Origin of the sequence: Hyphomicrobium sp. DMF-1, assembly GCF_027886585.1 — a bacterium.
GTDB lineage: Bacteria > Pseudomonadota > Alphaproteobacteria > Rhizobiales > Hyphomicrobiaceae > Hyphomicrobium_C > Hyphomicrobium_C zavarzinii.
In genome coordinates, this window is the sequence record NZ_CP115706.1 from 3400765 (window position 1) to 3425826 (window position 25062).

31 protein-coding genes are annotated in these 25062 nt (G+C 64.5%); 5 read left to right on the forward strand and 26 right to left on the reverse strand.

The annotated features are described in order from the left end of the window. Positions 1-10: 10 nt before the first annotated feature. From rplF to rpsL, 21 genes are all read right to left on the reverse strand, one after another. Complete coding sequence (gene rplF / locus PE058_RS15595; RefSeq protein ID WP_020087354.1) at positions 11-553, reverse strand: 50S ribosomal protein L6; 543 nt, start codon at positions 551-553, stop codon at positions 11-13. Between the two features lie 42 nt (positions 554-595). After that, entirely contained in the window at positions 596-994 is a 399-nt protein-coding gene (gene rpsH / locus PE058_RS15600; protein WP_020087355.1) for a 30S ribosomal protein S8, read from the reverse strand. A 14-nt stretch (positions 995-1008) separates the two neighbouring features. Then, positions 1009-1314 (reverse strand): 30S ribosomal protein S14, encoded by a 306-nt coding sequence (rpsN, locus tag PE058_RS15605; RefSeq protein WP_020087356.1) that lies wholly within the window; start codon positions 1312-1314, stop codon positions 1009-1011. A gap of 51 nt (positions 1315-1365) precedes the next feature. Next, entirely contained in the window at positions 1366-2046 is a 681-nt protein-coding gene (gene rplE / locus PE058_RS15610) for a 50S ribosomal protein L5 (RefSeq protein ID WP_020087357.1), read from the reverse strand. Between the two features lie 3 nt (positions 2047-2049). Next, positions 2050-2376: a 50S ribosomal protein L24 gene (gene rplX, locus PE058_RS15615; protein WP_020087358.1), complete on the reverse strand. Its 327-nt coding sequence runs from the start codon at positions 2374-2376 to the stop codon at positions 2050-2052. Continuing rightward, positions 2376-2744, reverse strand: coding sequence for a 50S ribosomal protein L14 (gene rplN / locus PE058_RS15620; protein WP_020087359.1), 369 nt, complete (start codon positions 2742-2744; stop codon positions 2376-2378). Before rplN ends, rplX begins: the two co-directional genes overlap by 1 nt. Before the next feature lie 92 nt (positions 2745-2836). Continuing rightward, positions 2837-3070, reverse strand: coding sequence for a 30S ribosomal protein S17 (gene rpsQ, locus PE058_RS15625; RefSeq protein ID WP_020087360.1), 234 nt, complete (start codon positions 3068-3070; stop codon positions 2837-2839). A 12-nt stretch (positions 3071-3082) separates the two neighbouring features. Next, on the reverse strand, positions 3083-3313 hold the full coding sequence (rpmC, locus tag PE058_RS15630) for a 50S ribosomal protein L29 (protein WP_026868241.1): 231 nt from the start codon (positions 3311-3313) through the stop codon (positions 3083-3085). A gap of 32 nt (positions 3314-3345) precedes the next feature. Continuing rightward, the gene (gene rplP, locus PE058_RS15635) at positions 3346-3756 is read right to left on the reverse strand and encodes a 50S ribosomal protein L16 (protein ID WP_020087362.1); all 411 of its coding nucleotides are present in this window, start codon (positions 3754-3756) and stop codon (positions 3346-3348) included. A gap of 22 nt (positions 3757-3778) precedes the next feature. Beyond that, a complete protein-coding gene (gene rpsC / locus PE058_RS15640; RefSeq protein WP_020087363.1) occupies positions 3779-4564 on the reverse strand; it encodes a 30S ribosomal protein S3 in 786 nt (261 codons plus the stop codon). Next, positions 4564-5058 carry a 50S ribosomal protein L22 gene (gene rplV, locus PE058_RS15645; RefSeq protein WP_020087364.1) on the reverse strand — a complete coding sequence of 165 codons (495 nt, stop codon included), beginning with the start codon at positions 5056-5058 and terminating at the stop codon, positions 4564-4566. The genes rpsC and rplV overlap by 1 nt, the downstream gene beginning before the upstream one ends. Continuing rightward, on the reverse strand, positions 5058-5342 hold the full coding sequence (rpsS, locus tag PE058_RS15650; protein WP_020087365.1) for a 30S ribosomal protein S19: 285 nt from the start codon (positions 5340-5342) through the stop codon (positions 5058-5060). The genes rplV and rpsS overlap by 1 nt, the downstream gene beginning before the upstream one ends. A gap of 97 nt (positions 5343-5439) precedes the next feature. Further along, a complete protein-coding gene (gene rplB / locus PE058_RS15655; protein ID WP_020087366.1) occupies positions 5440-6261 on the reverse strand; it encodes a 50S ribosomal protein L2 in 822 nt (273 codons plus the stop codon). A gap of 15 nt (positions 6262-6276) precedes the next feature. Continuing rightward, positions 6277-6570: a 50S ribosomal protein L23 gene (locus PE058_RS15660; protein ID WP_020087367.1), complete on the reverse strand. Its 294-nt coding sequence runs from the start codon at positions 6568-6570 to the stop codon at positions 6277-6279. After that, positions 6570-7220: a 50S ribosomal protein L4 gene (gene rplD, locus PE058_RS15665; protein ID WP_020087368.1), complete on the reverse strand. Its 651-nt coding sequence runs from the start codon at positions 7218-7220 to the stop codon at positions 6570-6572. Before rplD ends, PE058_RS15660 begins: the two co-directional genes overlap by 1 nt. After that, positions 7220-7912, reverse strand: coding sequence for a 50S ribosomal protein L3 (gene rplC, locus PE058_RS15670; protein WP_020087369.1), 693 nt, complete (start codon positions 7910-7912; stop codon positions 7220-7222). Before rplC ends, rplD begins: the two co-directional genes overlap by 1 nt. A gap of 65 nt (positions 7913-7977) precedes the next feature. Continuing rightward, positions 7978-8286, reverse strand: coding sequence for a 30S ribosomal protein S10 (rpsJ, locus tag PE058_RS15675; protein WP_020087370.1), 309 nt, complete (start codon positions 8284-8286; stop codon positions 7978-7980). Between the two features lie 76 nt (positions 8287-8362). Next, positions 8363-9571, reverse strand: a complete 1209-nt coding sequence (tuf, locus tag PE058_RS15680; RefSeq protein ID WP_020087371.1) for an elongation factor Tu — start codon at positions 9569-9571, stop codon at positions 8363-8365. Between the two features lie 88 nt (positions 9572-9659). Continuing rightward, positions 9660-11750, reverse strand: coding sequence for an elongation factor G (fusA, locus tag PE058_RS15685; protein ID WP_020087372.1), 2091 nt, complete (start codon positions 11748-11750; stop codon positions 9660-9662). Between the two features lie 72 nt (positions 11751-11822). Then, a complete protein-coding gene (gene rpsG / locus PE058_RS15690; protein WP_026868242.1) occupies positions 11823-12293 on the reverse strand; it encodes a 30S ribosomal protein S7 in 471 nt (156 codons plus the stop codon). A gap of 119 nt (positions 12294-12412) precedes the next feature. Continuing rightward, positions 12413-12784 (reverse strand): 30S ribosomal protein S12, encoded by a 372-nt coding sequence (rpsL, locus tag PE058_RS15695; RefSeq protein WP_020087374.1) that lies wholly within the window; start codon positions 12782-12784, stop codon positions 12413-12415. Between the two features lie 650 nt (positions 12785-13434). Between rpsL and PE058_RS15700 the strand changes: the two genes are divergently transcribed. Beyond that, a complete protein-coding gene (locus PE058_RS15700; protein WP_271028831.1) occupies positions 13435-14421 on the forward strand; it encodes a zinc metalloprotease HtpX in 987 nt (328 codons plus the stop codon). A gap of 121 nt (positions 14422-14542) precedes the next feature. Continuing rightward, complete coding sequence (gene meaB / locus PE058_RS15705; protein WP_271028832.1) at positions 14543-15520, forward strand: methylmalonyl Co-A mutase-associated GTPase MeaB; 978 nt, start codon at positions 14543-14545, stop codon at positions 15518-15520. Between the two features lie 181 nt (positions 15521-15701). Here meaB and PE058_RS15710 read toward each other — a convergent pair whose 3' ends face one another. The 3 genes from PE058_RS15710 to PE058_RS15720 form a co-directional block, all read right to left on the reverse strand. Next, the gene (locus PE058_RS15710) at positions 15702-16700 is read right to left on the reverse strand and encodes a PP2C family protein-serine/threonine phosphatase (protein WP_271028833.1); all 999 of its coding nucleotides are present in this window, start codon (positions 16698-16700) and stop codon (positions 15702-15704) included. Further along, positions 16697-17314 carry an FHA domain-containing protein gene (locus tag PE058_RS15715; RefSeq protein WP_020087378.1) on the reverse strand — a complete coding sequence of 206 codons (618 nt, stop codon included), beginning with the start codon at positions 17312-17314 and terminating at the stop codon, positions 16697-16699. Before PE058_RS15715 ends, PE058_RS15710 begins: the two co-directional genes overlap by 4 nt. A 76-nt stretch (positions 17315-17390) precedes the next feature. Beyond that, positions 17391-18917 (reverse strand): FHA domain-containing protein, encoded by a 1527-nt coding sequence (locus PE058_RS15720; RefSeq protein ID WP_271028834.1) that lies wholly within the window; start codon positions 18915-18917, stop codon positions 17391-17393. Between the two features lie 220 nt (positions 18918-19137). Here PE058_RS15720 and PE058_RS15725 point away from each other — a divergent pair, with 220 nt between their 5' ends. Then, positions 19138-20610: a protein kinase domain-containing protein gene (locus PE058_RS15725; protein ID WP_271028835.1), complete on the forward strand. Its 1473-nt coding sequence runs from the start codon at positions 19138-19140 to the stop codon at positions 20608-20610. A 335-nt stretch (positions 20611-20945) separates the two neighbouring features. Here the strand turns inward: PE058_RS15725 and PE058_RS15730 are convergent, their stop codons facing one another. Further along, positions 20946-22628 (reverse strand): NAD+ synthase, encoded by a 1683-nt coding sequence (locus PE058_RS15730; protein ID WP_020087380.1) that lies wholly within the window; start codon positions 22626-22628, stop codon positions 20946-20948. Between the two features lie 210 nt (positions 22629-22838). Between PE058_RS15730 and PE058_RS15735 the strand changes: the two genes are divergently transcribed. Both PE058_RS15735 and ppa read left to right on the forward strand, forming a co-directional pair. Beyond that, positions 22839-23780: an AEC family transporter gene (locus PE058_RS15735; protein ID WP_020087381.1), complete on the forward strand. Its 942-nt coding sequence runs from the start codon at positions 22839-22841 to the stop codon at positions 23778-23780. Positions 23781-23972: 192 nt separating this feature from the next. Next, positions 23973-24512, forward strand: coding sequence for an inorganic diphosphatase (gene ppa / locus PE058_RS15740; RefSeq protein ID WP_026868244.1), 540 nt, complete (start codon positions 23973-23975; stop codon positions 24510-24512). Between the two features lie 29 nt (positions 24513-24541). Here the strand turns inward: ppa and PE058_RS15745 are convergent, their stop codons facing one another. Beyond that, positions 24542-24895 (reverse strand): hypothetical protein, encoded by a 354-nt coding sequence (locus PE058_RS15745; RefSeq protein WP_156827510.1) that lies wholly within the window; start codon positions 24893-24895, stop codon positions 24542-24544. Positions 24896-25062 lie beyond the last annotated feature (167 nt).

Consider the following 25062-nt stretch of genomic DNA (forward strand, 5'->3'; position numbering starts at 1 on the left):
GACGTTGGTCCTACTTCTTCTTGCCTTCCTTGCGGAAGACGTGCTCGCCCTTGAAGCGCACGCCCTTGCCCTGGTAGGGCTCCGGCTTGCGCGAGGCGCGGATTTCTGCGGCGACCTGGCCGACGAGCTGCTTGTCGATGCCGGAGACCGTCACGACCTCCTGCTTCGCGCCGCCCACCTTGACCTCGACGCCGGCGGGGATCGTGTGAACGACGTCGTGGCTGAAGCCAACCGACAGCGTCAACTGATCCTTGCCCTTGAGAGCCGCCTTGAAGCCCACGCCGTGGATCTCGAGCGTGTGCGTGTAGCCCTCGGTGACGCCGACGATGAGGTTCTGCACCATCGAACGCGACATGCCCCACATGGAGCGTGCCTTCTTGGTGTCCTCGACGAGGCTGAGCTCGATGCCGTCTTCGGTCTTCTCGACCTTGAGCTCCTCAGGCAGCGTGAACGAAAGCTCGCCCTTGGCGCCCTTCATCTTGACGGTCTGGCCGGACACCGTCGCCGTCACTGCGGCAGGAACGGGAACCGGCTTTTTTCCGATGCGTGACATGGTCGCTTTCCTCAAGCTCCCGGCCGGAGCCGGGACCTTTCGTTAGAATACGTTGCAGATGATCTCGCCGCCGACGTTCTCTTCCTTGGCGCGCGCGTCCGACATCACGCCCTTGGGCGTGGACAGGATGGCGACGCCGAGACCGTTGGCAACGCTCTTCAGATCGCGAACCGGCGAGTACACGCGCCGGCCGGGGGTCGATACGCGGCTGATCTCCTTGATCGCCGGCTGACCGTTGAAATACTTCAGCTCGATCTCGAACTCGGGCAGGCTGCCCTTCTGCTCGACGCGCGTGTAGCCGCGGATGTAGCCTTCCTCGACGAGAACGTCGAGCACGCGGGCGCGCATGTTCGAAGCGGGCGTCGAGACCTTCGGACGGCGACGAAGCTGCGCATTGCGGATGCGTGTCAGCATATCGCCGATGGGATCATTCACTGCCATTGCCTATGCCCTCCTTACCAGCTCGACTTGACCATGCCGGGGATGAGGCCCTGCGAGGCCAGTTCCCGGAGCTGGTTGCGGCACATCTTCAGCTTGCGATAGTAGCCACGGGCGCGGCCCGTGATCTCGCAGCGGTTGCGGATGCGCACGGTGGAGCCGTTGCGGGGCATTTCCGCGAGCTTCAGGCGGGCGGCAAAGCGCTCCTCGGCCGGGCGCTTGAGATCGTCGGCAATCGCCTTGAGGCGCTTGCGCTTAGCAGCGTGCTGCGCAGCAAGCTTCCGGCGGCGGTTGTTCTTTTCTACTGAGCTCGTCTTAGCCATTCATTGTCCTCCAAAGGCCTTTCGGGTCCCGATCTGGGTGGCCGAGGTCCTCTAGCTACGGAAAGGGAAGTTGAAAGCGCGAAGCAGCTCGCGCGCCTCGTCGTCGGTGTTGGCAGAGGTCACGACGATCACGTCGAGACCCCAAACCTGATCGACCTTGTCGTAGTCGATCTCGGGGAACACGATGTGCTCCTTGAGACCGCAGGCAAAGTTGCCACGGCCGTCGAAGCTCTTCGGGTTCAGGCCGCGGAAGTCCTTCACGCGCGGAAGCGCGATCGTGACGAAGCGGTCCAGGAACTCGTACATGCGGTCGCCGCGGAGCGTCACCTTGGCGCCGAGCGTCATGCCCTCGCGAACCTTGAAGGTCGCGATGGACTTCGTCGACTTGGTGAGCAGCGGCTTCTGGCCGGCGATGAGCGCGAGATCGCCAGCGGCACTGTCGACCTTCTTGCGGTCAACCGTAGCCTCACCAACGCCCATATTCAGCACGATCTTCTCGATGCGCGGAATCTGCATCGGGTTCGCGTAGGCGAACTTGTCCTTGAGCTGGCCGCGGACGACCTTCTCGTAGTGCGTCTTGAGGCGCGGCTTGTAGTCAGCCGGACGCGGCTTCCACTCACGCGGCGCGGCATCGGCCTTCGACGCCTTCGCGCCCTTGGCTTCCTTACCCGGCTTGCCGGCGGGGGGACCGCCCGCCTTTGCCGCCTTCACGGGTTTCTCTTTCTCAGCCATGGCTTAGTTCTTCTCCGGAATGATCTCGCCCGAGCGCTTGGCGAAGCGGACCTTCTTGCCGTCCTCGAGGGTGCGGAATCCGACGCGGGTCGGCTTGCCATCCTTCGGGTCCTCGAGGGCGAGGTTGGAAATCTGGATCGCCGCCTCTTTCGAGATGATGCCGCCCTCCTGGGAAGCAGTCTGGCGCTGGTGGCGGCGCACGACGTTGATGCCACGGACGAGCGCGCGGTTCTCCTTCGGACGAACCTCGATCACTTCGCCGCGCTTGCCTTTGTCGCGACCGGTCAAGACGACTACGCTGTCGCCCTTCTTGATCTTAAGAGACGCCATTAGAGGACCTCCGGAGCGAGCGAGACGATCTTCATGTGGTTCTTGGCGCGAAGCTCGCGCGTCACGGGTCCGAAAATACGCGTGCCGACGGGCTCGCCCTGGTTGTTGATCAACACGGCGGCGTTGCGGTCAAAGCGGATCAGCGAGCCATCCGGGCGGCGAACGCCCTTGGCCACACGCACGATCACGGCCTTCATGACCTGACCCTTCTTGACGCGGCCCTTCGGGATCGCCTCCTTGACGGACACGACGATGGTGTCGCCGATGGTGGCGTACTTGCGCTTGGATCCGCCCAGCACCTTGATGCACTGGACGCGACGCGCTCCCGAATTGTCAGCGACGTCGAGATTTGTCTCCATCTGGATCATCGCATCGTCTCTCTTCCTGCCGCCTCGCGCGGCTTCAAATCGTGTTTCGTCCCGGTGCCGGTTCCGCCGTGCGGCCTAGCACCACTCAAAATTCAAGCCTTCTCGAGCACGACCCAACGCTTCAGCTTCGAGATCGGCGCGGACTCCTGGATTTCCACCCGGTCGCCCGTCTTGAAGACGTTCTTCTCGTCGTGAGCGTGGTACTTCTTCGTGCGGCGCACCGTCTTCTTCAGAAGCGGATGCGTGTAACGACGCTCCACCTCGACGACAATGGTCTTGTCGTTCTTGTTCGAGACAACCACACCCTGCAGGACGCGCTTCGGCATCGCTCTATCTCCTTACGCGCCAGTCTTCGATTTGGTGGACGCCTTCGCGGAGGAACCACCCCGCTTCTGGCCGGCGAGCGTCAGCACCCGCGCGATATCCCGGCGAACCTGGCGCACGCGCGAGGTGTTCTCAAGCTGGCCGGACGCCTTCTGGAAGCGCAGGTTGAACTGCTCCTTCTTGAGCTTGGCCAACTGATCGTCGAGCTGATCGAGCGACATGCTCCTCAAATCACCCGCTTTCATCGTCGTAATCCTTATCCTCTGCGCAGCCTGGCTTAGCCGATGCGCGTCACAATGCGTGTCTTGATGCCGAGCTTGGCCGCGCCGAGCAGAAGTGCCTCGCGCGCGATCTGATCGGGAACGCCGTCCAGCTCGAACATGATGCGGCCCGGCTTGACGCGCGAGACCCACAGCTCGATGCCGCCCTTGCCCGAGCCCATGCGGACTTCGGCGGGCTTCTTCGTCACCGGCACATCCGGGAAGATGCGGATCCACACACGGCCAGCGCGCTTCATGTGGCGCGTGATGGCACGGCGTGCTGCCTCGATCTGGCGCGCGGTGACGCGCTCGGGCTCGACGGCCTTGAGGCCATGCGATCCGAAGTTCAGTGTCGTGCCGCCCTTCGCAGTGCCGTGGATACGACCCTTGAACTGCTTGCGGAACTTGGTCTTCTTAGGTTGCAGCATGGTCCTGCTCCATCAGCCCTGATCAGGCCGTCTCCTGTCCTTCTTTGCCTGCGTCGGCACCGCCACGCGGGCCGCGCGGGCCGCGACGCTCGCGGCGCTCGCCATCGTCGCGGCGGGGGCGGGCGTTCTGGCCGTCGCCAGCACCTTCCGTTGCACGGCGCTCGGAGGCCATCGGGTCGTGCTCCATGAGCTCGCCCTTGAAGATCCAGACCTTGATGCCGATCACGCCATAAGCGGTCTGAGCGACGCCGTAGCCAAAATCGATGTCGGCGCGCAGCGTGTGCAGCGGCACGCGGCCTTCGCGATACCACTCCGTGCGCGCGATCTCGGCGCCGCCGAGACGGCCGGCGACGTTGATACGGATGCCGACCGCACCTGCGCGGAGCGCGGTCTGCACTGCGCGCTTCATGGCGCGGCGGAACGCGACGCGGCGCTCGAGCTGCTGGGCGATGTTCTCGGCGACCAGGGTCGCGTCGATGTCGGGCTTACGCACCTCGAGGAGGTTCAGGTGAACCTCGGAGGAGGTGAAGCGCGACAGCTCGGTGCGCAGCTTCTCGATGTCGGCGCCCTTCTTGCCGATGAGAACGCCGGGACGCGCCGTGTGAACGGTCACGCGGCACTTCTTGTGCGGGCGCTCGATGACGACCTTGGAGATGCCGGCCGTGCGCTGCTGCTTCATGATGTGGGCGCGGATGGCGCGGTCCTCATGAAGGAGCTTGCCGTACTCGCCACGACGGGCGAACCAGCGGCTGTCCCAGGTCCGATTGATGCCGACGCGCAGGCCGACGGGATTGACTTTGTGACCCATTACTCGGCCTCCTTCTGAGCCGCAGCAGCCTTGGACTTACCGCCGGTCTTGGCTGCCTTCGCCTTGGTGGCGCCGGCCTTGGACTTGGCGTCCTTGGACTTCTTCTTGGGTGCCTCGGCCTCGGCTTCCGTCTCGCGAACCACGACGGTGATCTGCGAGAAGGGCTTCATGATCGAGAAGCCGCGTCCACGGCCGCGGGCCGCAAAACGCTTCATGACCAGGTTCTTGCCGACGTAAGCCTCGGCCACCACCAGCGAGTTGACGTCGAGCTGATGGTTGTTCTCGGCGTTCGCAACGGCGCTCATCACGCACTTGCGCACGTCCTGGGCAATCCGCTTCCTCGAGAACTCGAGGTCGGCCAGCGCCTTGTCGACCTTCTTGCCACGGATCAGGCCCGCGACGAGGTTCAGCTTCTGCGGCGAGACGCGAAGGTTCTTCGCGATCGCGCGTGCCTCTTTATCGGAGAGGCTTCTTTCCCGGCTCGGCTTGCCCATTATTTCTTACCCACCGCTGCTTTCTTGTCGCCGCCATGGCCATGGAAAGAGCGCGTCGGCGAGAACTCGCCGAGCTTGTGCCCAATCATGTCCTCGGTGACGTTCACCGGAACGTGCTTCTGACCGTTGTAGACACCGAACGTGAGACCAACGAACTGGGGCAGGATCGTCGAGCGACGGCTCCAGGTCTTGATGACCTCATTGCGGCCCGACGAACGCACCTTCTCAGCCTTCTTGAGAATGTAGCCGTCGATGAACGGGCCTTTCCAAACTGCGCGTGTCACTCTCGTATCTCCTCGATCGTCCTGCTCGATGCTTAAGTAATTCCTGGTCGTGCTTCTTTCCGGAAAACCGCTTCACACTTTTCCGGAAGCACCCCGGTTACTTGCTCTTCGAGCGGCTTCTGACGATGAACTTGTCGGTCTGCTTGTTCTTGCGGGTCTTGAAGCCCTTGGTCGGCTTGCCCCACGGCGTCGCCCAGTGCTTACCGCCCTTGGTACGGCCACCGTTGGGATGGTCAATCGGGTTCATGGCGATCGAGCGAACGGTCGGACGGTTGCCCTTCCAGCGCGTGCGGCCAGCCTTGCCGGTCACCTCGTTGGTGTGGTCGGGGTTCGACACGGCGCCAACCGAAGCCATGCACTCGGCGCGGACCTTGCGGGTCTCGCCGGAGTTGAGCTTCAGAACGGCCCAGCCGGAGTCACGGCCGACGAGCTGCACGAAAGCGCCTGCGGAGCGCGCGAGCTGGCCACCGCCGCCGGGCTTCAGCTCGACGTTGTGCACGATGGTGCCGATCGGCATGCCGGCCAGCGGCATGGCGTTGCCGGGCTTCACGTCGACCTTGGCGCCGGAGACAACCTGATCGCCCACGGCCAGACGCTGCGGCGCCAGGATGTAGGACAGGTGGCCGTCCGCATACTTGATCAGCGCGATGAAGGCGGTGCGGTTCGGATCGTACTCGAGCCGCTCGACCGTCGCGACGACGTCGTGCTTGCGACGACGGAAGTCGATCAGACGATACGACTGCTTGTGACCGCCGCCGATGTGGCGCGTGGTGATGCGGCCATCGCTGTTGCGACCGCCGGTCTTGCGCTTGCCCTCGGTCAGCATCTTGACCGGACCACCCTTCCAGAGGTGGTTGCGATCAACGTGCACGAGGTGCCGCAGACCCGGGGATGTCGGACGGTATGTCTTCAGTGCCATGGGTTCGGCGCTCCCTTAAAGGCCCGTCGTGACGTCGATCGAGTGGCCTTCCTCGAGCGTCACGATAGCCTTCTTTACATCGCTGAGCTGGGCGCGGATGCCGCGGAACGTCCGCCGCTTGCCCTTGCGCACCAGAGTATTCACGGCCTTGACCTTCACATTGAAGAGGCTTTCGACAGCCCCCTTGATGTCGGTCTTGGAAGCGCCCGAGGCGACCTTGAAGATCACCTGGTTCGACTCCGATACAAGCGTCGCCTTCTCGGTGATCACCGGAGAGAGGATGACGTCATATGCCTTGAGCTTGTTCATCACTTCGCCTCCGCGGCTTTGGCCTTCACGTCGGCGAAGCGCACGTCCAGCGCCTCGACCGCGGCCTTCGTCAGCACGAGCTTCTCGCGACGGAGAATGTCGTAGACGTTGATACCGGCGATCGGCAGCACGTCGATGTGCGGGATGTTGCGCGCCGCGCGGGCGAACGCATCATCGAGCGCCGCGCCATCGATGATGAGCGCGCTCTTCCAGCCCAGCGTCGCGAACTGCTTCTTCAGCGCGCCCGTCTTGCCGTCCTTCGACGCCGCCTCGTCGATCACGACGATCTCGCCGGCCTTGGCCTTGGCGGACAGTGCGTGACGGAGCGCGAGCGCCCGGAACTTCTTGGTCAGGTCGATGGCATGGCTACGGGGCTTCGGACCGAACGCCTTGCCGCCGCCGCGCCACTGCGGGACCGACTTGTCGCCGTGACGGGCGCCGCCGGTTCCCTTCTGCTTGTACATCTTCTTGCCGGTGACCGACACTTCCGAACGGTCCTGGGCATGATGCGTACCAGCCATGCGCTTGAGCTGCTGGTAGCGAACGATGCGATGCAGAATGTCGCTCCGCGGCTCGAGCCCGTAAATGGCGTCAGCGAGCTCGATCTCGCCGGCCTTCTTCGCCTCGAGCGTGGTGACGTTGGCTTTCATCACGCCTTCTCCTTGTTAGCCGGCTTGAAGGCGCCGGGCTTGGGCACATCGGCGTGAGCCTTCTTCTTCACGGCATCGCGCACGACAACCCAGCCACCCTTGGAGCCGGGAACGGCGCCGCGGATCATGAGCAGACCGCGCTCGACATCGATCTTCGCAACGACGAGGTTCTGCGTCGTGACGCGCTCGTCGCCGAGATGACCGGCCATCTTCTTGCCCTTGAACACCTTGCCGGGGTCCTGACGCTGACCGGTCGAGCCGTGCGAGCGGTGGACAACCGACACGCCGTGCGTTGCGCGCAGACCGCCGAAGTTCCAGCGCTTCATGGCGCCCTGGAAACCCTTGCCCTGGCTCGTGCCGGTGACGTCCACGAACTGGCCGGGGACGAAATGATCAGCGGTGATCTCGGCACCGACCTCGATCAGGTTGTCCGGGCTCACGCGGAACTCGGCAAGCTTGCGCTTGGGCTCGACGTTCGCCACGGCGAAATCGCCGCGCTCGGACTTGGTGAGCCGCGAGGGCTTCCTCGTACCGGCACCAACCTGAATGGCCGTGTAGCCATGCTTGTCGGCCGTGCGCTGAGAGAGGACCTGCAGCTTCTCCAGCTTCAGGACCGTCACAGGCACATGCTCACCCGCATCCGTGAAGATGCGGGTCATGCCGACTTTCTGTGCAATCACTCCGGAACGCATTTGTTCGCATTCCTTCCTTTATATTCGCGGCCAACCCGGGGGAGACCCGGTCAGCGCGGCATCCTCTAGAGCTTGATTTCCACGTCCACGCCAGCGGCCAGGTCGAGCTTCATCAGCGCATCGACCGTCTGCGGAGTCGGATCGACGATGTCCAACATGCGCTTGTGCGTGCGCATCTCGAACTGCTCGCGACTCTTCTTGTCGATGTGCGGAGAGCGGTTGACCGTGAAGCGCTCAATACGGGTCGGCAAGGGGATCGGGCCCCGTACCTCCGCACCGGTCCGCTTCGCCGTGTTCACGATCTCGCGCGTCGACGCATCGAGAATTCGATGGTCGAACGCTTTCAATCGGATGCGGATGTTTTGGCCGTTCATTGTTCGAACCCGCTAAATGAGAGAAGCGCTCCAGCCCGGCGATACCGCCGCCCTCTCGAGCGCCTCTCGTCTTCTGCTACTCTACGATCTTGGTGACGACGCCGGCGCCGACGGTGCGGCCGCCTTCGCGGATAGCGAAGCGAACCTTCTCTTCCATCGCGATCGGCGAGACGAGCTCGACATCCACAGCGATGTTATCGCCCGGCATGACCATCTCGGTTCCTTCCGGCAGCGTCACGACGCCGGTGACGTCGGTCGTGCGGAAGTAGAACTGGGGACGGTAGTTGGAGAAGAACGGCGTGTGACGGCCACCCTCTTCCTTCGTGAGAATGTAGGCCTCGGCCTTGAACTTCTTGTGCGGCTTAACGGAGCCCGGCTTGGCCAGAACCTGACCACGCTCGACGGCGTCCTTGTCGATGCCGCGCAGGAGGCAGCCTACGTTGTCGCCAGCCTCGCCCTGATCGAGCAGCTTGCGGAACATCTCGACGCCGGTGACGATCGACTTCTTGGTGTCGGTGAGACCGACGATCTCGATTTCCTCGCCGACCTTGATGAGGCCGCGCTCGATACGGCCGGTGACGACGGTGCCGCGGCCCGAGATCGAGAACACGTCTTCGATCGGCATCAGGAAGGGCTGATCCTTCGGACGCTCGGGGAGCGGGATGTAGTTGTCGAGAGCGTCGAAGAGCTTGAGGATGGCTTCGTCAGCCAGCTCGCCCTTCTCGCCGAGGAGAGCCTTGATCGCAGCGCCGCGGATGACGGGAACGTCGTCGCCCGGGAACTGGTACTTCGAGAGAAGCTCGCGAACTTCCATCTCAACGAGGTCGAGGAGCTCGGGGTCATCGACGATGTCGCACTTGTTGAGGAAGACGACGATGTAGGGAACGCCGACCTGACGGGCGAGAAGGATGTGCTCGCGGGTCTGCGGCATCGGGCCGTCGACAGCGGACACGACCAGGATCGCGCCGTCCATCTGCGCGGCGCCGGTGATCATGTTCTTCACGAAGTCGGCGTGGCCGGGGCAGTCGACGTGTGCGTAGTGGCGGTTCTCGGTGGCGTACTCGACGTGCGAGGTCGCGATCGTGATGATCTTCGAAGCGTCGCGGCGGCCCTGTGCGGCCGATGCCTTGGCGACGTCGTCGTACGACACAAACGAGTTCGACCAGCCCTTGTCGGTCGAAACCTTGGTCAGCGCTGCCGTGAGCGTCGTCTTGCCGTGGTCGACGTGACCGATGGTGCCGACGTTGACGTGCGGCTTGTTACGCTCGAATTTAGCTTTGGCCATCGTAGGCTCTCCTTAAGCTCGTTCTCATCTTGCCCGGGTCAAACCGGATCTCTCTGCCTTCGTCAGGGCTCCATCAGGAGCCGCCGCCTCAGGCGTATTTCGCCTTGACTTCGTCAGCCACGTTCCGCGGAACGTCCGAGTAGTGCGCGAACTGCATCGTGTAGGACGCGCGCCCCGTGGACATGGACCGAAGCTGGCTGACGTAGCCGAACATGTTCGCAAGCGGCACGTAGGCACGAATGACCGTTGCGTTGCCGCGCATCTCCTGCGTGCGGATCTGACCGCGGCGAGAGTTGATGTCGCCGATGATCGAGCCGACGAAATCGCCCGGCGTCACCACCTCGACGTCCATGATCGGCTCGAGAATCTTGACGCCACCCTTCTCGCAACCTTCCTTCATGGCCGCGCGGGTCGCGATTTCGAACGCGATCGCAGAAGAGTCCACCTCGTGGAAGGCGCCGTCGTACAGCGTGACCTTCATATCCACGAGCGGGAAGCCGATCAGCACGCCGTTGTCCCAGACGGACTTCACGCCCTTCTCGACGCCCGGAATATATTCGCGGGGCACCGAGCCGCCGACGATAGAGCTCTCGAAGACGTTGCCCTTGCCGGTCTCGTTGGGCTCCAGCTTGAGCTTGACGCGAGCGAACTGACCCGTGCCGCCCGTCTGCTTCTTGTGCGTGTAGTCGATGTCGGCGGGACGAGCCAGCGTCTCGCGATAGGCAACCTGCGGCTGGCCGACGTTGGCCTCGACGTTATAGGTGCGCTTCAGGATGTCGACCTTGATGTCGAGATGAAGCTCGCCCATGCCCTTCAAGATGGTCTCGCCGCTCTCCTGATCGACGGAGACGCGGAAGGACGGATCCTCGACAGCCATGGTGTTGAGAGCGATCGCCATCTTCTCCTGGTCGGCCTTGGTCTTCGGCTCGATCTTGAGATTGATGACGGGCTCCGGGAACTCCATCTTCTCGAGGATGACGGGCTTGTTCGGATCGCAGAGCGTCTCGCCCGTGCGCGTGTCCTTGAGGCCCTGCAGAGCGACGATGTCACCCGCGTAGGCTTCCTTGATTTCCTCGCGGTCAGCGGCGTGCATGAGATACATGCGGCCCGCGCGCTCTTTCTTGTCGCGCGAGGTGTTCGCAAGCGCCATGCCCTGCTCGAGCTTGCCCGAGTAGATGCGGCAGAACGTGATCGAGCCTACGTGCTCGAAGCTCATGATCTTGAAAGCGATCATGGCGAGCGGCTCGCTGTCGGACGGCCTGCGCGGGCTCTCCTCGCCGGTCTTCGGGTCGATACCCTTGTAAGCCTCGCGATCGAGCGGGCTCGGCAGGAAGTCGACGACGGCGTCGAGAAGGGTCTGGACGCCCTTGTTCTTGAACGCCGAGCCGCACAGCATCGGATAGAAAGCGCGCGTGACGGTGGCCTTGCGGATGAGCTTGCGCAGCGTAGCCTCGTCCGGCTCCTTACCCTCGAGGTAGGCTTCCATGGCCGCATCGTCCATCTCGACGGCGGCTTCGATCATGGCGGCGCGGAACTCAGCGGCCTTGTCGGCGAGGTCGGCAGGGATCTCACCCTCGACCATCTTGGCGTCCTTGCCGTCACCTTCCCAGATGACGGACTTCATCTTGATGAGGTCGACGACGCCCTTGAAGTCGGCTTCGGACCCAATCGGAATCTGCAGGGGAACCGCGCGGGCGCCCAGCTTGTCCTTGATGTCGGCGAGACACATGAAGAAGTCCGCGCCGGTCTTGTCCATCTTGTTGGAGAAGATGATGCGCGGAACGTTGTACTTGTCGCCCTGGCGCCAGACGGTCTCAGTCTGAGGCTCGACGCCCTGGTTCGAGTCGAGCACGCAGACGGCGCCGTCGAGCACGCGCAGCGAGCGCTCGACCTCGATGGTGAAGTCGACGTGGCCAGGCGTGTCGATGATGTTCAGGCGGCGCTTCTTGCCGTCACGGCCGGTCCAGAAGCAGGTCGTAGCGGCGGACGTAATGGTGATGCCGCGCTCAGCCTCCTGATCCATGAAGTCCATCGTCGCGGCGCCATCATGCACCTCGCCGATCTTGTAGGACTTGCCGGTGAAGTAGAGGATCCGCTCGGTCGTCGTCGTCTTTCCAGCATCGATGTGGGCCATGATGCCGAAATTGCGGTAGTCCTCAATGGCGTATTGCCGGGCCATCTGTCATTCCCTTCGCGCTTCGGCTGCACATTCTGCAACCGCGCATTGTTTCCTTTGCGCAACCGCGCTCGTTTACCAGCGGTAGTGGGAGAACGCCCGGTTGGCGTCCGCCATCTTGTGAGTGTCTTCACGCTTCTTCACGGCCGTGCCGCGGTTAGAGGCGGCATCGAGCAATTCGCCCGACAGACGCTCGACCATCGTGTTCTCGTTGCGGCCACGCGCAGCCGTGATGATCCAGCGGATCGCGAGTGCCTGACGGCGCTCGGAGCGAACCTCGACCGGAACCTGGTAGGTGGCGCCGCCGACGCGACGCGAGCGGACCTCGACGGCCGGCATCACGTTGTCGAGAGCCTGGTGGAACATGGCGATCGGATCAGACTTCGCCTTTTGCTCCATGCGCTCCAGAGCACCGTAAACGATGCGCTCGGCGACCGACTTCTTGCCGTGAGACATCACCGCATTCATGAACTTGGTGATCACCAAGTCAGAATACTTGGGGTCCGGATTAACTTCGCGCTTCTCTGCACTGTGGCGACGGGACATGACGTCTTCCTGTCTCTTAATCTCTTCCGGCTCACACCCGGGCGAGCCACCTAGAACTCCGAGATCCCGTCTCACCGCGTCCTAGGCGGCTCGTCCGGGATACTCTGCAAAGCGTCCGCTTACTTCGGACGCTTCGCACCGTACTTCGAACGGCGCTGCTTGCGGTTCGCGACGCCCTGCGTATCGAGCACGCCGCGGAGAATGTGATAGCGAACACCCGGCAAGTCCTTGACGCGGCCGCCGCGGATCAGGACCACAGAGTGCTCCTGAAGGTTATGACCCTCACCCGGGATGTAACCGATGACCTCGAAGCCATTGGTGAGGCGGATCTTGGCGACCTTACGAAGCGCCGAGTTCGGCTTCTTCGGCGTCGTGGTGTAGACGCGGGTGCAGACGCCACGCTTCTGAGGGCACGCCTCCATGTGGCGCGACTTCTCGCGGTAGACCTTCGGGTTCCGGGGTTTCCGGATCAGCTGTTGTATCGTCGGCATAAAACGCCCCGCTTCTCGTTCGGCTCCAACCGCGTGTGGCAACCGAATGCTGCCTCTTCGTCTCGCTCGTGCTGCGCGTCCATGACAACGCATGCGCCAAACGAAAACTGCCGAGCCCCGGAGCCCCGGAAGCCTGGCACGGAAAAAACCAGAGGATCCTCCAGCTTACCTTTCGGCTTGCCGGCGATCGTGGTCCGAAAATGTCCTCTGCTTTGGGACGGTAGCGTTTAGGCGCGAAGCGCAAACAATGCGCGGAGATGGCCTACCACCTAACCGTGAGAGTGGCGTTCCTATATACAAACGCGGATTCCGGGTCAACACCTTGTGGCGATGCGATTGCAAGAAGTGATGATCGGTTTCGCACAGACGCGTGCGTGATGTGCATTTTTGCGGAAAACATTGCCCCCGGCCCGTGGCGTTTATCATAGGAATGACGTTTTTTCCGCGCCAAATCCGCCCGCGCGGGTGGGCTGTGGGGACAGCCAAATCGGTGTTTCGCCCGCGGCGCTTAACGAATCCTGCGGGGCTCGCCTCGTGAACGCAGCAAAATTGCGGGTTCTGCCCGTAGAACTGGAAAATTGCGGGCCTTGCCCGCCGGGGGTGCGCGCCCCGCCATTTCCGATAGGGTCTTATCGGCACGGAGGGCGCTCATGCCTCCTTTCTTCGACGCATCGGCCTTGGCCGGGCAGACGCGGCCCAATCTCTGGCAGGCGGGACTGCTCATTCTGGGCTTTATCGTTCTCGTAACCATTCCGACGGTGCTGCTTTGTGGCACAGCGGGCGCTTTAGCCGCAGGCTTACTCGTCGCCCTCATCTGCCCTTTGGCGACGCGGATGCCTCCCGAAGCGGTGATGCGCCTCTATCAGGCGACTCGCGTGCCGCGTGACGAGAGCCAGCTTTCGAGTCTCGTGGACGTGCTGGCGTTTCGGGCCGGCCTGCCGCGCCGCCCAGAGTTGTACGTCATTCCGAGTATGACGCTGAACGCGTTCGCGGCCGGATCCCGCGATCATTCGGCGATCGCTGTCACCGAAGGGCTTCTCAGACGCCTTTCGCTTCCCGAAACGGCGGGCGTGCTAGCCCATGAGATGGCCCACATCCGCAACAACGACCTCCTGGTGATGGGGCTCGCCGACGTCATCACGCGCGTTCTGCAGCTCCTGAGCTACGTCGCGCTCGGCCTCGCGCTGTTCAATGTGTTTGCCTACCTGCGCGGCGAGGACATGATCTCGTGGTGGGCCGTGCTGCTTCTCTATCTGGCGCCCGCCCTTTCCAGCCTCTTGCAGCTTGGCCTTTCCCGCGCCCGCGAATTCGAGGCCGATGCGCAGGCGGCCAAGCTGACCGGCGATCCGGCCTCGCTCGCGTCGGCGCTGAAGCGGCTCGAGACCTATACGGGGCATTTCTGGGAGGATCTGATGTTCCCGGTTCCGGCCCGGCGGGTGCCGCATCCCTCGCTCCTGCGTTCGCATCCCGAAACGGAGGACCGGATTCGGCGGCTTCTGGCCCTGGAGGGCGCGCCCCAGCCCGCGTCCGGAGGGCATGCGCCGCTCGTGATCGTCGAGCAGCCGATGTTCTCGCTGGTGGGCTACGGTCCGGGCGATATGCGCCCCCGCTACCGGTGGCCCGGGCTGTGGTTCTGACTTTCCGCCTATGACCCTCCGCAGCGCGCGTCCTGCTCCCCGCCGGCAATGGGCGGGCGAACCGGGGATGTGACGGCCGTGGCCATTGCGGGCGCGCACTTTTGTGCGTATCAGCGGCCACATGGACAGTCAGAACAACGCCGCCCCGCCGCCGCCCCGCTCGACGCTGAAGCTCGAAGCGATTCCCGATCTCGTTCAGCGCCTGCGCGCCGGCGAACGCCGGGCCATTGCGGCCGCAGTGACGGAGCTCGAAAAACTGTCGGCTAGCGCGCCGCCGCTGCTCGAGGCGCTGCAGCCCTACCTCGGCAAGGCGCTGGTTGTCGGTTTCACGGGGCCGCCCGGCGCGGGCAAGTCCACTCTGGTCAACGCCGTGATCGCGCACGTGCGCTCGCTCGGCGGCACTGTCGGCGTTATCGCGGTCGATCCGTCGAGTCCGATCTCGGGCGGCGCGATTCTCGGTGACCGTATTCGCATGACGGCCGCGCTCGACGACGACGGCGTGTTCGTGCGGTCGCTCGCGAGCCGCGGCTACCTCGGCGGTCTTTCTCCTGCAGCGGTTCGCGTGATCGATGCGCTCGATGCGGCGGGCTTCGATCTCGTGCTGCTCGAGACGGTCGGCACCGGCCAGAGCGAGATGGACGTTGCGGAAGTGGCCGACGTTCGGGTCGTCATCTCTGCGCCGGGTCTCGGCGACGACATCCAGGCCATGAAGTCCGGCCTTCTCGAGATCGCGGACATCCTCGTCGTCAACAAGGGCGACCGCGAGGGCGCGGAGCTCACGCTGCAGCAGCTTCTCGGTGCGCTTTCGATTCGTTCGATGAGATCTCACATCCCGGTGCTCAAGACGACCGCGACGACCGGAGACGGCGTACCGGAGCTGGTGAAGACCATGAAGGAGGTCGGCTCGCGCGGCGGCGCGGCTGGCCCCATGGCGCGGCGCCGCCGGCGTGCGCGCTACCTGATCGCGCGGGCGGCTGCGGATATCGTGGCGCGGCGCGTGAAGGAGGACGTTGGCCGCGAGATAGACGGCCTCGCCGACGACGTGCTGTCGGGGCGCGTGAGCCCGGACGTCGCCGCGAGCAAGCTGCTGTCACGCTAGGCTTGCAACTGTCTTCTGACCGCGCAGTGTCTGGATGCCGGCCTGCGCCGGGATGACGGCTTTTCCTACGAAGGAACCGCAGTCCACACCCCGATGTCCACCCCTATGGAAATCGGGGTTCGGACACGCCGCAGTCACAGAGGTAAGAGCTTCCATCCAAAAGGGGCAAAGGGGCGATCCGTCACCCCAGCGCGGCGCGGAGCATCCAGCCGATCAGGAACATGAGCCCCATGCCGACGCCGAGAATCAGGCTGCGGTAGCGGCGGAAGAACGAGTGGACGGCCGGTGGCTGGACGATGCGCTGCGTCGTTGCAATGTCGTCCTCGACCGGAAGCCTGACGGTCGCCTGCGCATGCTCCGGCTTCAGGATGCGGGTCGGTGCCTCGTCGGCTGCGACGGCCGTGGGATCCGCGACGACCTTCACCACGAGGACGGTGGTGTTGTCCTGATCCGGTATCTTCTTCGCCGATACGGCCGCGATGAGGTGCTCGGCCATGACCTCGGGCGAGGCCTCGCGGTTGGCGTAGACGATATCGCCGATCTCATCGCCTTCGAGCGTGGCAATGCCGTCGCTCGCGAGAATCAGCCAATCGCCCTCTGCGAGGGGATAGGGCTCGGCCTGCAGATCCACGATCTCGATCGGCTTGCCGGTGAGCGCCGAGCGCAAGGCGTTGCGATAGGGATTTTTATGCGCCTCGGCGGGTGAGATCTTGTTGCGGCGTGCCTGCTCGTCGAGGAAGGCGCCCAGCGAATGATCGGCATTGAGGCGAAGCACCTCGGGCGCTCTAAAGAGCAGCAGCAGCGAATCTCCGACGCTCGTCCAATGCAGGCCCGCGCGATCGACCCATGCGGCGACGAGCGTGCATCCCATGCCGCGCAGATTGCCGTTCCGGGCGACGCAGGCGGCGATGGCGGCATTCCCCGCCTCCAGCGCGGCCCGGAGACGCTCTCCGGTTTCGCCATCGGCGCCGGTGAAGGTCTCGACGAACGTGCGCGCGGCCAGCTCACCCGCGATCTCGCCGCCGGCGTGCCCCCCCATTCCATCGGCGACCACTGCGAGCAGGCCGTCGCCGCGTCGGGTGGCGGCTTGGGCTCCGGATGGCCAGATCTCGAAGGCGTCTTCTTGATTGGCACGGCTTCCGGTCGTGGCTCGGGCTGCGCCTGCCACGAGCCATGTCATGCGTCGTGAACCTCGCTCGACCAATCGAAGTCCGGCCCGCAGCACGCGACGAAGCGGAATGTCGTGTTGCCGATGCGGAAGAGATCGTTCGGAATGAGAACCGTGGGAGCGAGCACCGGCTTGCCGCCCAGCCGCACGAGGTTCGATTTACCGCCGTGCTGGAGATAGAAGGTCCGCGTCTCGTCGTCGTAAGTGATGAACGCGTGCTCCTCGCGCGAGATGCTCTCGTCGCCGAAATCGAGGCAGATGCGCTGGCTCGGCGCGCGGCCCACAGAGTTCATGCCGACGAACACCGGGCGGAAGCCGCCGCGGCCCGGTCCCTTGACGACGACGATCCAGCCAGCAACCGGATCGTTCGTATCGACCACGCCTTCGCGCACGTATTGCGTCTTGGCCTGCTGTTGAGGCTTGAGCGCCGGGCTTGCGGGCAGGGGACCGCCGCCTGCCTGGCCCTGGTTGCCGACAAGGCGCGTGGTGCCGATCACGGAGCCGCCACGCGGGGGCGTGGGGTCGACGCCGAAACCGCCCTCCGCCACGTCCGGACGCATGACAAGGCGGGTCTTCTTGTTGCCGTCGCTGTCGTCGTCTCCCGGATACCGTGGATCGTTGCTCATCGTCAGGTCTCCTTGATCTTTCGGCAGCCAAATCGCCAGGCCGCACGGCCATGGTTTTCGCACCGGGCGGCGGCGGTCATGTCAGAAACTCCGTCTCGGCCCGGAAGCGCAACCGGACCTCGCCCAGCTCAACCGTGTCGCCGTCGTTCAGCTCGCGCGACTTGTACTTGGTCTTGTTGACGAGCACGCCATTGCCGCCACCGAGATCGGTGATCACGAAGCGGCGCGTGTCGGCGTTGTAGTGCAGCACCGCGTGACGGCGCGAAATGGAATCGTTCTGCAGGCAGATGTCGTTGTCGCGATGGCGACCCACGCGCACGTTGGTGGTGCGCAAGGGATGGCGGCCCGCGTCTCCGTCGAGCCCTTCGAGCCATCCGTAGATCACGGGGCGGCCATCGGCATCGCGCAGCAGCTCGCCGTGGCTTTCGTCCCCGGGAACCGCGGGCTCCGCCCCGGAAGGAGGATCGGCCGCGGTCTCCTTCACGGTGGCCTTCGGCCGGTAGAGAAGGAAGCCCGCGATGCCAAGCCCTGCGAGTGCGCCGAGCCCTGCGAGCAGCAGCGCGTTCTCGGAAACCCAATCGAGTATCCCGCCGGGCGCGTCAGCGCGATCCTTGGTGTCGGAGCCGACCGAACGCTCGATCGTGGTGTCGAAGCCCGGCTGCGCCGCGGCCGGGACCTCGACCTTCTCCTCCGCTTTGAGAACGGTGCCTTCCGAGAGCGTGGCAGAGAGCTCGACCGTCTGAGGACCGGCCGGACCTTTGAGGGTCGCCTTCACCCAGCCGCCGTTCTCCAAAACCTCTCCGACAAAGCGGGGGGTGACGACATCCTTCGTGAAGTCCTTGCCCGAGCCCTGCTTCACCTCCGTCGCGTAGCCGCCCGTATCCTCTGCGAGCCGCAACAGCTTCTGAAATTTCGGCCGCTCAGCACGGTCGTCGTAGTAGCCGAGCACGTGGATGATGACGCCGGCATCCTTTGCCGCCTTCACCACCTGGTCGTGGCTGTAGCCAGTGTCGTCGGAGGTGCCGTCGGCGAGCAGCACGAGCGCCTTGCGTTCTCCGCTCTCCTTGGCGAGGGCCTCGATGGCCTGAAGGAGCACCTTGTAGAGTTGTATGGTCGCCGACGCGGGTTTCACAGCGATGATCTGGCGCGCGAACTCGTTCTTCGAGGCGCCCGAATCGGACACCAGCGTCAGGTCGTTGGCGAACGTGTAGGCCGTGAACCGGCGCTTGCTGTCGCGCCGGTCGGCGAATGTCACGACCGCATCGCCCATCTGCGAGAGCGTGCCGCGGCGACTGTTGGGGAGAAGCTGGATGAGGTAGGCGGTGGTGGCGCCCTCATTCGCCGGATCGAAGGCTTCGAACTTGGTCTCGAGCTCGCCGGCCTCGCCCTTGAGGACCGCTTTCACGTCGTTGAAGACGGCAAAACCGTTGGCGCGCACATCGCAGGACAGCGTGGGGCTGCCTGCCGTGCCCGCGGCCGCCTCAGGCGGCTGGCATTTGGCAATGAGCTTGGTCTCGGCAGCGCTCGCGCCGGACGATCCCAGTACGGAGAGCAGCAAGCCGATCGCCACAATCGCTTCGCGCTGCCTCGTGGGGCGCCGCATGCTTGCGTCTCCAAGTGTCGTCCCAGATGGGAAAGGAAAATCATCTTACGCTGACGATGTTTGGGGTTCAACATCGCCAAGGCTCGGCCCACAGCAGCTATCCTGTTAGCGTTAGCGTGTAACGGCGCCGCGAACGCCAGAGTAACCCTTTCCGCCGTAAAGCGAATGGGGCATTGTAGGGCCTTCAAGGCCCGCGGGGGTGCGAGGAGGGTGCCGATCCATGGACGGTCAGGACGATGCCGTGCTGGCACCCGGCACGCGGATCGATCAGTACGTGATCACAGGCCTCCTGGGGCGGGGCGGATTCGGCATCACCTATCTCATCAACGACGAGATGCTGAGCAAGGAATTCGCGCTCAAGGAGTTCTTCCCCGAGGATCTCGTCCGCCGCGACGGCAACAGTCTCAAGTTTCTGGCGCGGGCAAACTCCGAAGCCGACTACCGCTGGGGCCTCAAGAAGTTTTTCGACGAGGCGCGGCTGCTCGCGCAGTTCAACCACCCGAACATCATCGGCGTGCGGCGCGTGTTCGAGCAGAACGACACGGCCTACATGGTGCTCGATCTCGTCAAGGGCATGACCTTCGAGAAATGGCTGAGGGGGCTCGACAGCCGGCCGACGCAGGACGAGCTGGACCTCGTGGCCGAACCTCTGCTCAGCGCGCTCGAGCTCGTGCATGAGAACCGCACCTGGCATCTCGACATCTCGCCCGAGAACATCATGGTGCGCGCCGCTGACGGTGCGCCGCTCCTGCTCGACTTCGGCGCCTCCCGCTTCGAGATCAAGCAGCACTCGCAGCTCGTGTCCGCGCTCGTGTTCAAGAGCGGATATTCGGCGCCCGAGCAGTACACCTCCAATGCCGATCGCTACGGGCCTTGGACGGACATCTACGCCTTCGCCGCGACGCTCTACCGGGCGGTCACGGGCGAGCGTCCGATGGAAGCGACATCGCGGCAGCTTTCGGACGATCTCGTCCCGGCCGTCAAAGCCGGAGCCGCGGGCGGCTACCGCGAGAGCTTTCTCGCCGCCATCGACGAGGCGCTCAGGCTGCCTCCAAGTGCGCGGCCTCAGTCGGTGCGGGCGTGGCGTCCGCTGCTGCTCGGGGGTAGTCACGTCGTCTCGCCCGAGCCGCAGACCGCCTCCCAGCGCGGGCACATCTCCTCGAAGCACAGCGTGCCCATGCGCGCGCCCAACGTCTACACGCGCCTCATCACCACGAGCCTGTCGAAAATCGGCGCGGCGAAGGGGAAACGTAAACTCGTGATGGGGGCCATCGCGGCGGGCGCGGCTGCGCTCCTCGCGGGTGGCGCCGTGCTTCTCATGAGTGGCAAGCGCAGCCCGTTCGCGGAGTGCGGCGGGCTCTTCTCCGGGGCCGATTGCTGGGGCGCGGTGGTCGATCACGGCGGCAACATCTTCGCGCGCGTCGAGGAGCGCAGCAAGGAAGCGGCGGAGGCCGCGGCTCTCAAGAAATGCACGGACAAGTTCGGAGCGCAGGGCTGCGAGGTGATCGCCACCATCTCGAAGCAGGAGTGCTGGGCGCTGGCGGAGATGCCTGCCGATCCGACACGCTGGAAAGCTGCCTCCGGCAAGTCGATTCAGCTCGCCGAGACCAACGCCCGCTGGGACTGCGAGCGCGCTTACGGCGTCTGCCAGATTGCCCTCACCTTCTGTGCCGACGGCACCAAGGGGAAGTGAGCTTCGCTCTCCGCTTGCGCCCAGGCCGGACCGTCCCTCATCGGGTGCAAGATCGGATGCGTGTCTGGATCCCGGCCATCCTCCGCGCGGAACTCGGCTTCGCCGTGACGCCGGGATGACGTCAGGGGTAGGCAGGCTGACAGCCTACATTCAACGTCACCCCGATGAAGATCGGGGTCCAGTCACCTCTCGTGCAGGGCACGTTCGAGGCTAGATCCGGCGCCCATCCGCCAACTCCGTGGCCGGGCTTGACCCGGCCATCCAGGGGGCTACGCGCTCCGCCATTCAGACAAGTTGCCCGTGGATGACCGCCTCGATAACGCGGCTCCTCCGCCCTACTCGCGAAAGCGGTTGGTGATCGGGTAGCGGCGGTCGCGGCCGAAGTTGCGGCTCGAGATCTTGACGCCCGGCGCAGCCTGCCTGCGCTTGTACTCGGCGAGATAGAGCAGCCGCTCCACCTTCCGCACCACCTCCTCCGGGTGGCCACGCGCGATGACCTGCACGATCGGCATCTCCTGCTCGACGAGGCACGACAGAATATCGTCCAGCACCGGATAGGGCGGCAGGCTGTCCTCGTCCTTCTGGTTCTCGCGCAGTTCCGCCGTGGGGGGGCGGACGATGATGCTCTCGGGGATGACCTCTCCGGCCGGGCCGAGACCGCCCGTTGGAACATGCGCGTTGCGCCAGCGGCAAAGGCGATAGATCTCCATCTTGTAGAGATCCTTCACCGGGTTGAAGCCGCCGTTCATGTCGCCGTAGAGGGTGGCGTAGCCGACGCTCATCTCGCTCTTGTTGCCGGTGGTGAGCACCATGGCGCCGAACTTGTTGGAGATGGCCATCACGATGACGCCGCGTGCGCGGCTCTGGATGTTCTCCTCCGTGATGTCGGGCGCGCGGCCTGCGAACACAGCGGAGAGCGCCGCCGCGAACCCCGTTACCGCGGGCTCGATGGGCACCGTGTCGAGCTTGATGCCGAGCGCGGCCGCGCATGCCTTGGCGTCAGCGATGCTCTGGTCCGACGTGTAGCGGTAAGGCATCATCACGGCGTGAACCCGTTCAGGCCCCAGCGCATCAACGGCCATGGCGGCGACGAGCGCGCTGTCCACGCCGCCCGAAAGGCCAAGCACGACGCCCGGGAAGCGGTTCTTCTCCACGTAGTCGCGCAATCCCAGCACACAGGCGTGATAGGCGGCGGCATCGCCCTCGGTGAGCTTGTGGATGGGCGCGCCCGCGCATCGCCAGCCGTCAGCGGTGCGGGTCCATTCGGTTACCGCAAGATGCTCCTCCCAGGCCGGAAGCTGGCAGGCGAGGCTGTGGTCGCTGTTGAGCACGAACGAAGCGCCGTCGAACACCAGCTCATCCTGGCCGCCCACCTGATTGACGTAGGCGAGCGGCAGGCCGCTCTCGGTGACGCGCGCCAGCGCCACGTTGAGGCGCACGTCCGGCTTTTTCCAATCGAACGGAGAGCCGTTCGGCACGAGCAGGATCTCGGCCCCGCACTCGGCCAGACACTCCGTCACCTCGTCCTTCCAGATGTCCTCGCAGATGGGCACGCCGAGCCGCACTCCGCGGAAGGCGATCGGGCTCGGCAGATCACCCGCCGTGAAGACGCGCTTCTCGTCGAACACGCCGTAATTCGGCAGATCGACCTTGCGGCGAACGGCAACGACTGCGCCCTGGTCCAGAAGCGCAACCGCATTGTAGATCGCGCCGTTGTCCGGCCAGACGGTGCCGACCAGCACGGCAGGGCCAGGGCCGAGACGGGCTGCGAGCGCCTCCACCTGGGCGCGCGCGGCATTGTGGAAGGCGGGCTTCAGGACGAGGTCTTCCGGCGGATAGCCGGTCAAAAACAATTCCGGAAACACGACGAGATCCGCGCCCTGGGCGGCCGCAGCGGCGCGCGCATCGAGGAGCTTGCGCTCGTTGCCCGCGAGATCCCCCACGATGGGGTTCAACTGGGCAAGAGCGATCTTGAGGGAGGCGGGTGCGGCGGGCGGGGTCGACAGAACTGTGCTCATGCGGGCAAGATTTACGTGTCCCGCCGCCCGGGGTCCAGCGGCATCGAGCGCGCGCCTTTCGCACAAGTCCGCTGGCCTCGTCGCGTACTGGCCCGCGAAAAGCGCGGACCACCCCCTCGCTTTCCGGGAGGCCGCCGCTTTGGCAGGTGGACTTCTCGCAGGTAGACAGTATCAGAGAGGGGTGTTCTGGCCGGTCCAGGTCTTTTTTCGATGCTCTCAATCCTCTCGATCATTGCCCCTGTCTTCGCGCTGATGGCGAGCGGCTATGCCGCGCGCAAGATTGGAGTCATGGGGCAGGCGGCCGTCTCCGAGCTCAACCGCTTCGTCGTCTATCTGGCGCTTCCGGCGCTGCTCTTCGACGTGATGGCGCACGCGAGCTGGGGCGACCTAGCCCAGCCCGCCTTCATCGGCGCATTCGGCCTCGCGTGCGGGATCGTGTTCTATCTGACGGTCGGTTTGAGCCTGCTCGCGGGACAGCGCCTCGCCTCCGCCAGCATCGACGGCCTGCTCAGCTCGTATGCCAACACCGCTTACATCGGCTTTCCCGTCCTGCTCATGTTCTACGGCAAGGAGAGCCTTGTTCCGGTCACCATCGCCTCCATCCTCACGGTATGCGTACTGTTCGCCTCCGCCATCGTGCTGATCGAGGTGGCAAGCCACAACGAGCGCAATCCGCTGAGGCTCGCGCGCAAGGTGGGCGGATCGCTGGTGCGCAATCCGCTGCTGATTGCCCCGGTGCTCGGCGTCGCCTACGGCACGACGGGGCTCGGGCTTCCAGCTCCGGCCGACGCGTTTCTAAAGCTCCTCGGCGGCGCAGCGAGCCCGCTCGCGCTGGTGGTGATCGGTCTTTTCCTAGCCGAGCCCCGGCCGATTGCCGCGAAGGATACGAAGACGGCCGTCGTGCTCACCACGGTGAAGCTTCTCGTCCATCCGGCGCTGACCTGGGTACTGGCCATGGCCTTTGCCGTGCCCCCGCGCCTCGCGGCCATGGCCGTGCTGCTGGCGGCGCTCCCCACGGGCACGGGGCCGTTCATGCTGGCCGAGTACTACCGGCTTCCGGCAGTCGTCACGTCAGCGGTCATTCTCATGTCCACGATTGGCGCGCTCATCACGCTGCCGATCCTGATGGTGCTGACCGGGAACGCTCCCTGACCGAATCCGCCGGTTTTCATTCGATCCGGCATCGGACTTGCGGGCCCGGGACAGCCCCGGCGGGCAAGCAGCGCAATGCCCCTCTTTACCGCTTCGACCAAATGATGGTGTGACGTGTTGCGTCTCCCCCTTGTGCGGGCCCGCGCCATGGGGCACAGCTTGATCATCATCATTCCTGGGAATCCTCAGCACATGCGCCTCGACGCAATTCCGATCGGACAGAACCCGCCCCACGACATCAACGTGGTCATCGAGGTGCCGGTGGGCGGCGAGCCGATCAAGTACGAGATGGACAAGGCGTCGGGCACCCTCGTGGTGGACCGCTTCCTCTACACGCCCATGCGCTATCCCGGAAATTACGGGTTCGTGCCGCACACGCTTTCCAACGACGGTGACCCCATCGACGTGCTGGTGTGCAACACGCGCGCCATCGTACCCGGCGCGGTGATCAACTGCAGGCCGGTCGGCGTGCTGGTGATGGAAGATGAAGGCGGCGGGGACGAGAAGGTGATCGCCGTCCCCTCGAGCAAGCTCACGAAGCGCTACGACAAGGTGAAGAACTATTCGGATCTGCCCGAAATCTCGGTGCATCAGATCGAGCACTTCTTCAGTCACTACAAGGATCTCGAGCCCGGGAAGTGGGCGAAGATCCATCACTGGGGTGACAGCGCGGAGGCGCAACGCCTCATCGAGGAGGCGGTTGCGCGCGCCAAACAGCAGGGCAAAGGCTGATCAGAGCCAGCCGCTCCGGCGAGACCGCCCTACGAGACCTTCACGGCCGCCGAAGTGTTGGCGGGTGTTGCGGCGGCTTGATCGTAGGCCGTCTTGACGTAGGCATCGTCTGTCTTCGTGATCTTGGTCGTCCAGCCAGTGTCCCACTCAATGACGGCTGATACCTGACCGTCCTCGGTCCAGGTTCCGCTCATGCCCTCGCCTGCGCGGTTCGCCTCGGCGGTGCCGGACGGAAAGAGCGTGATCTCGAAGGGGTTGCCGGCGCTGTCCGAAACCTTCCACGTGCCGACGAAGGGGCTGTCGGCCAGGGTGCGCCCGTCAGACGAGACCAGCGAGAGAAAGTTGGAGAGCATCGCGCTCCCCTGTCTGCTGAGATTTGCCATGGGTTTCTCCGCTATTGCTGGGGGTCGCGGCATTCAGGCCGCAAAACCTCGTGTGAAGAAACGCCCCGGCAGACGGCAGGTTCCCCTCGGTTAACCTACGGGCTCCGTCCAGTACATCCCCTTATGAAAAAGGGTTCCGATGCCTGCGTTTGCATCGGAACCCTTTC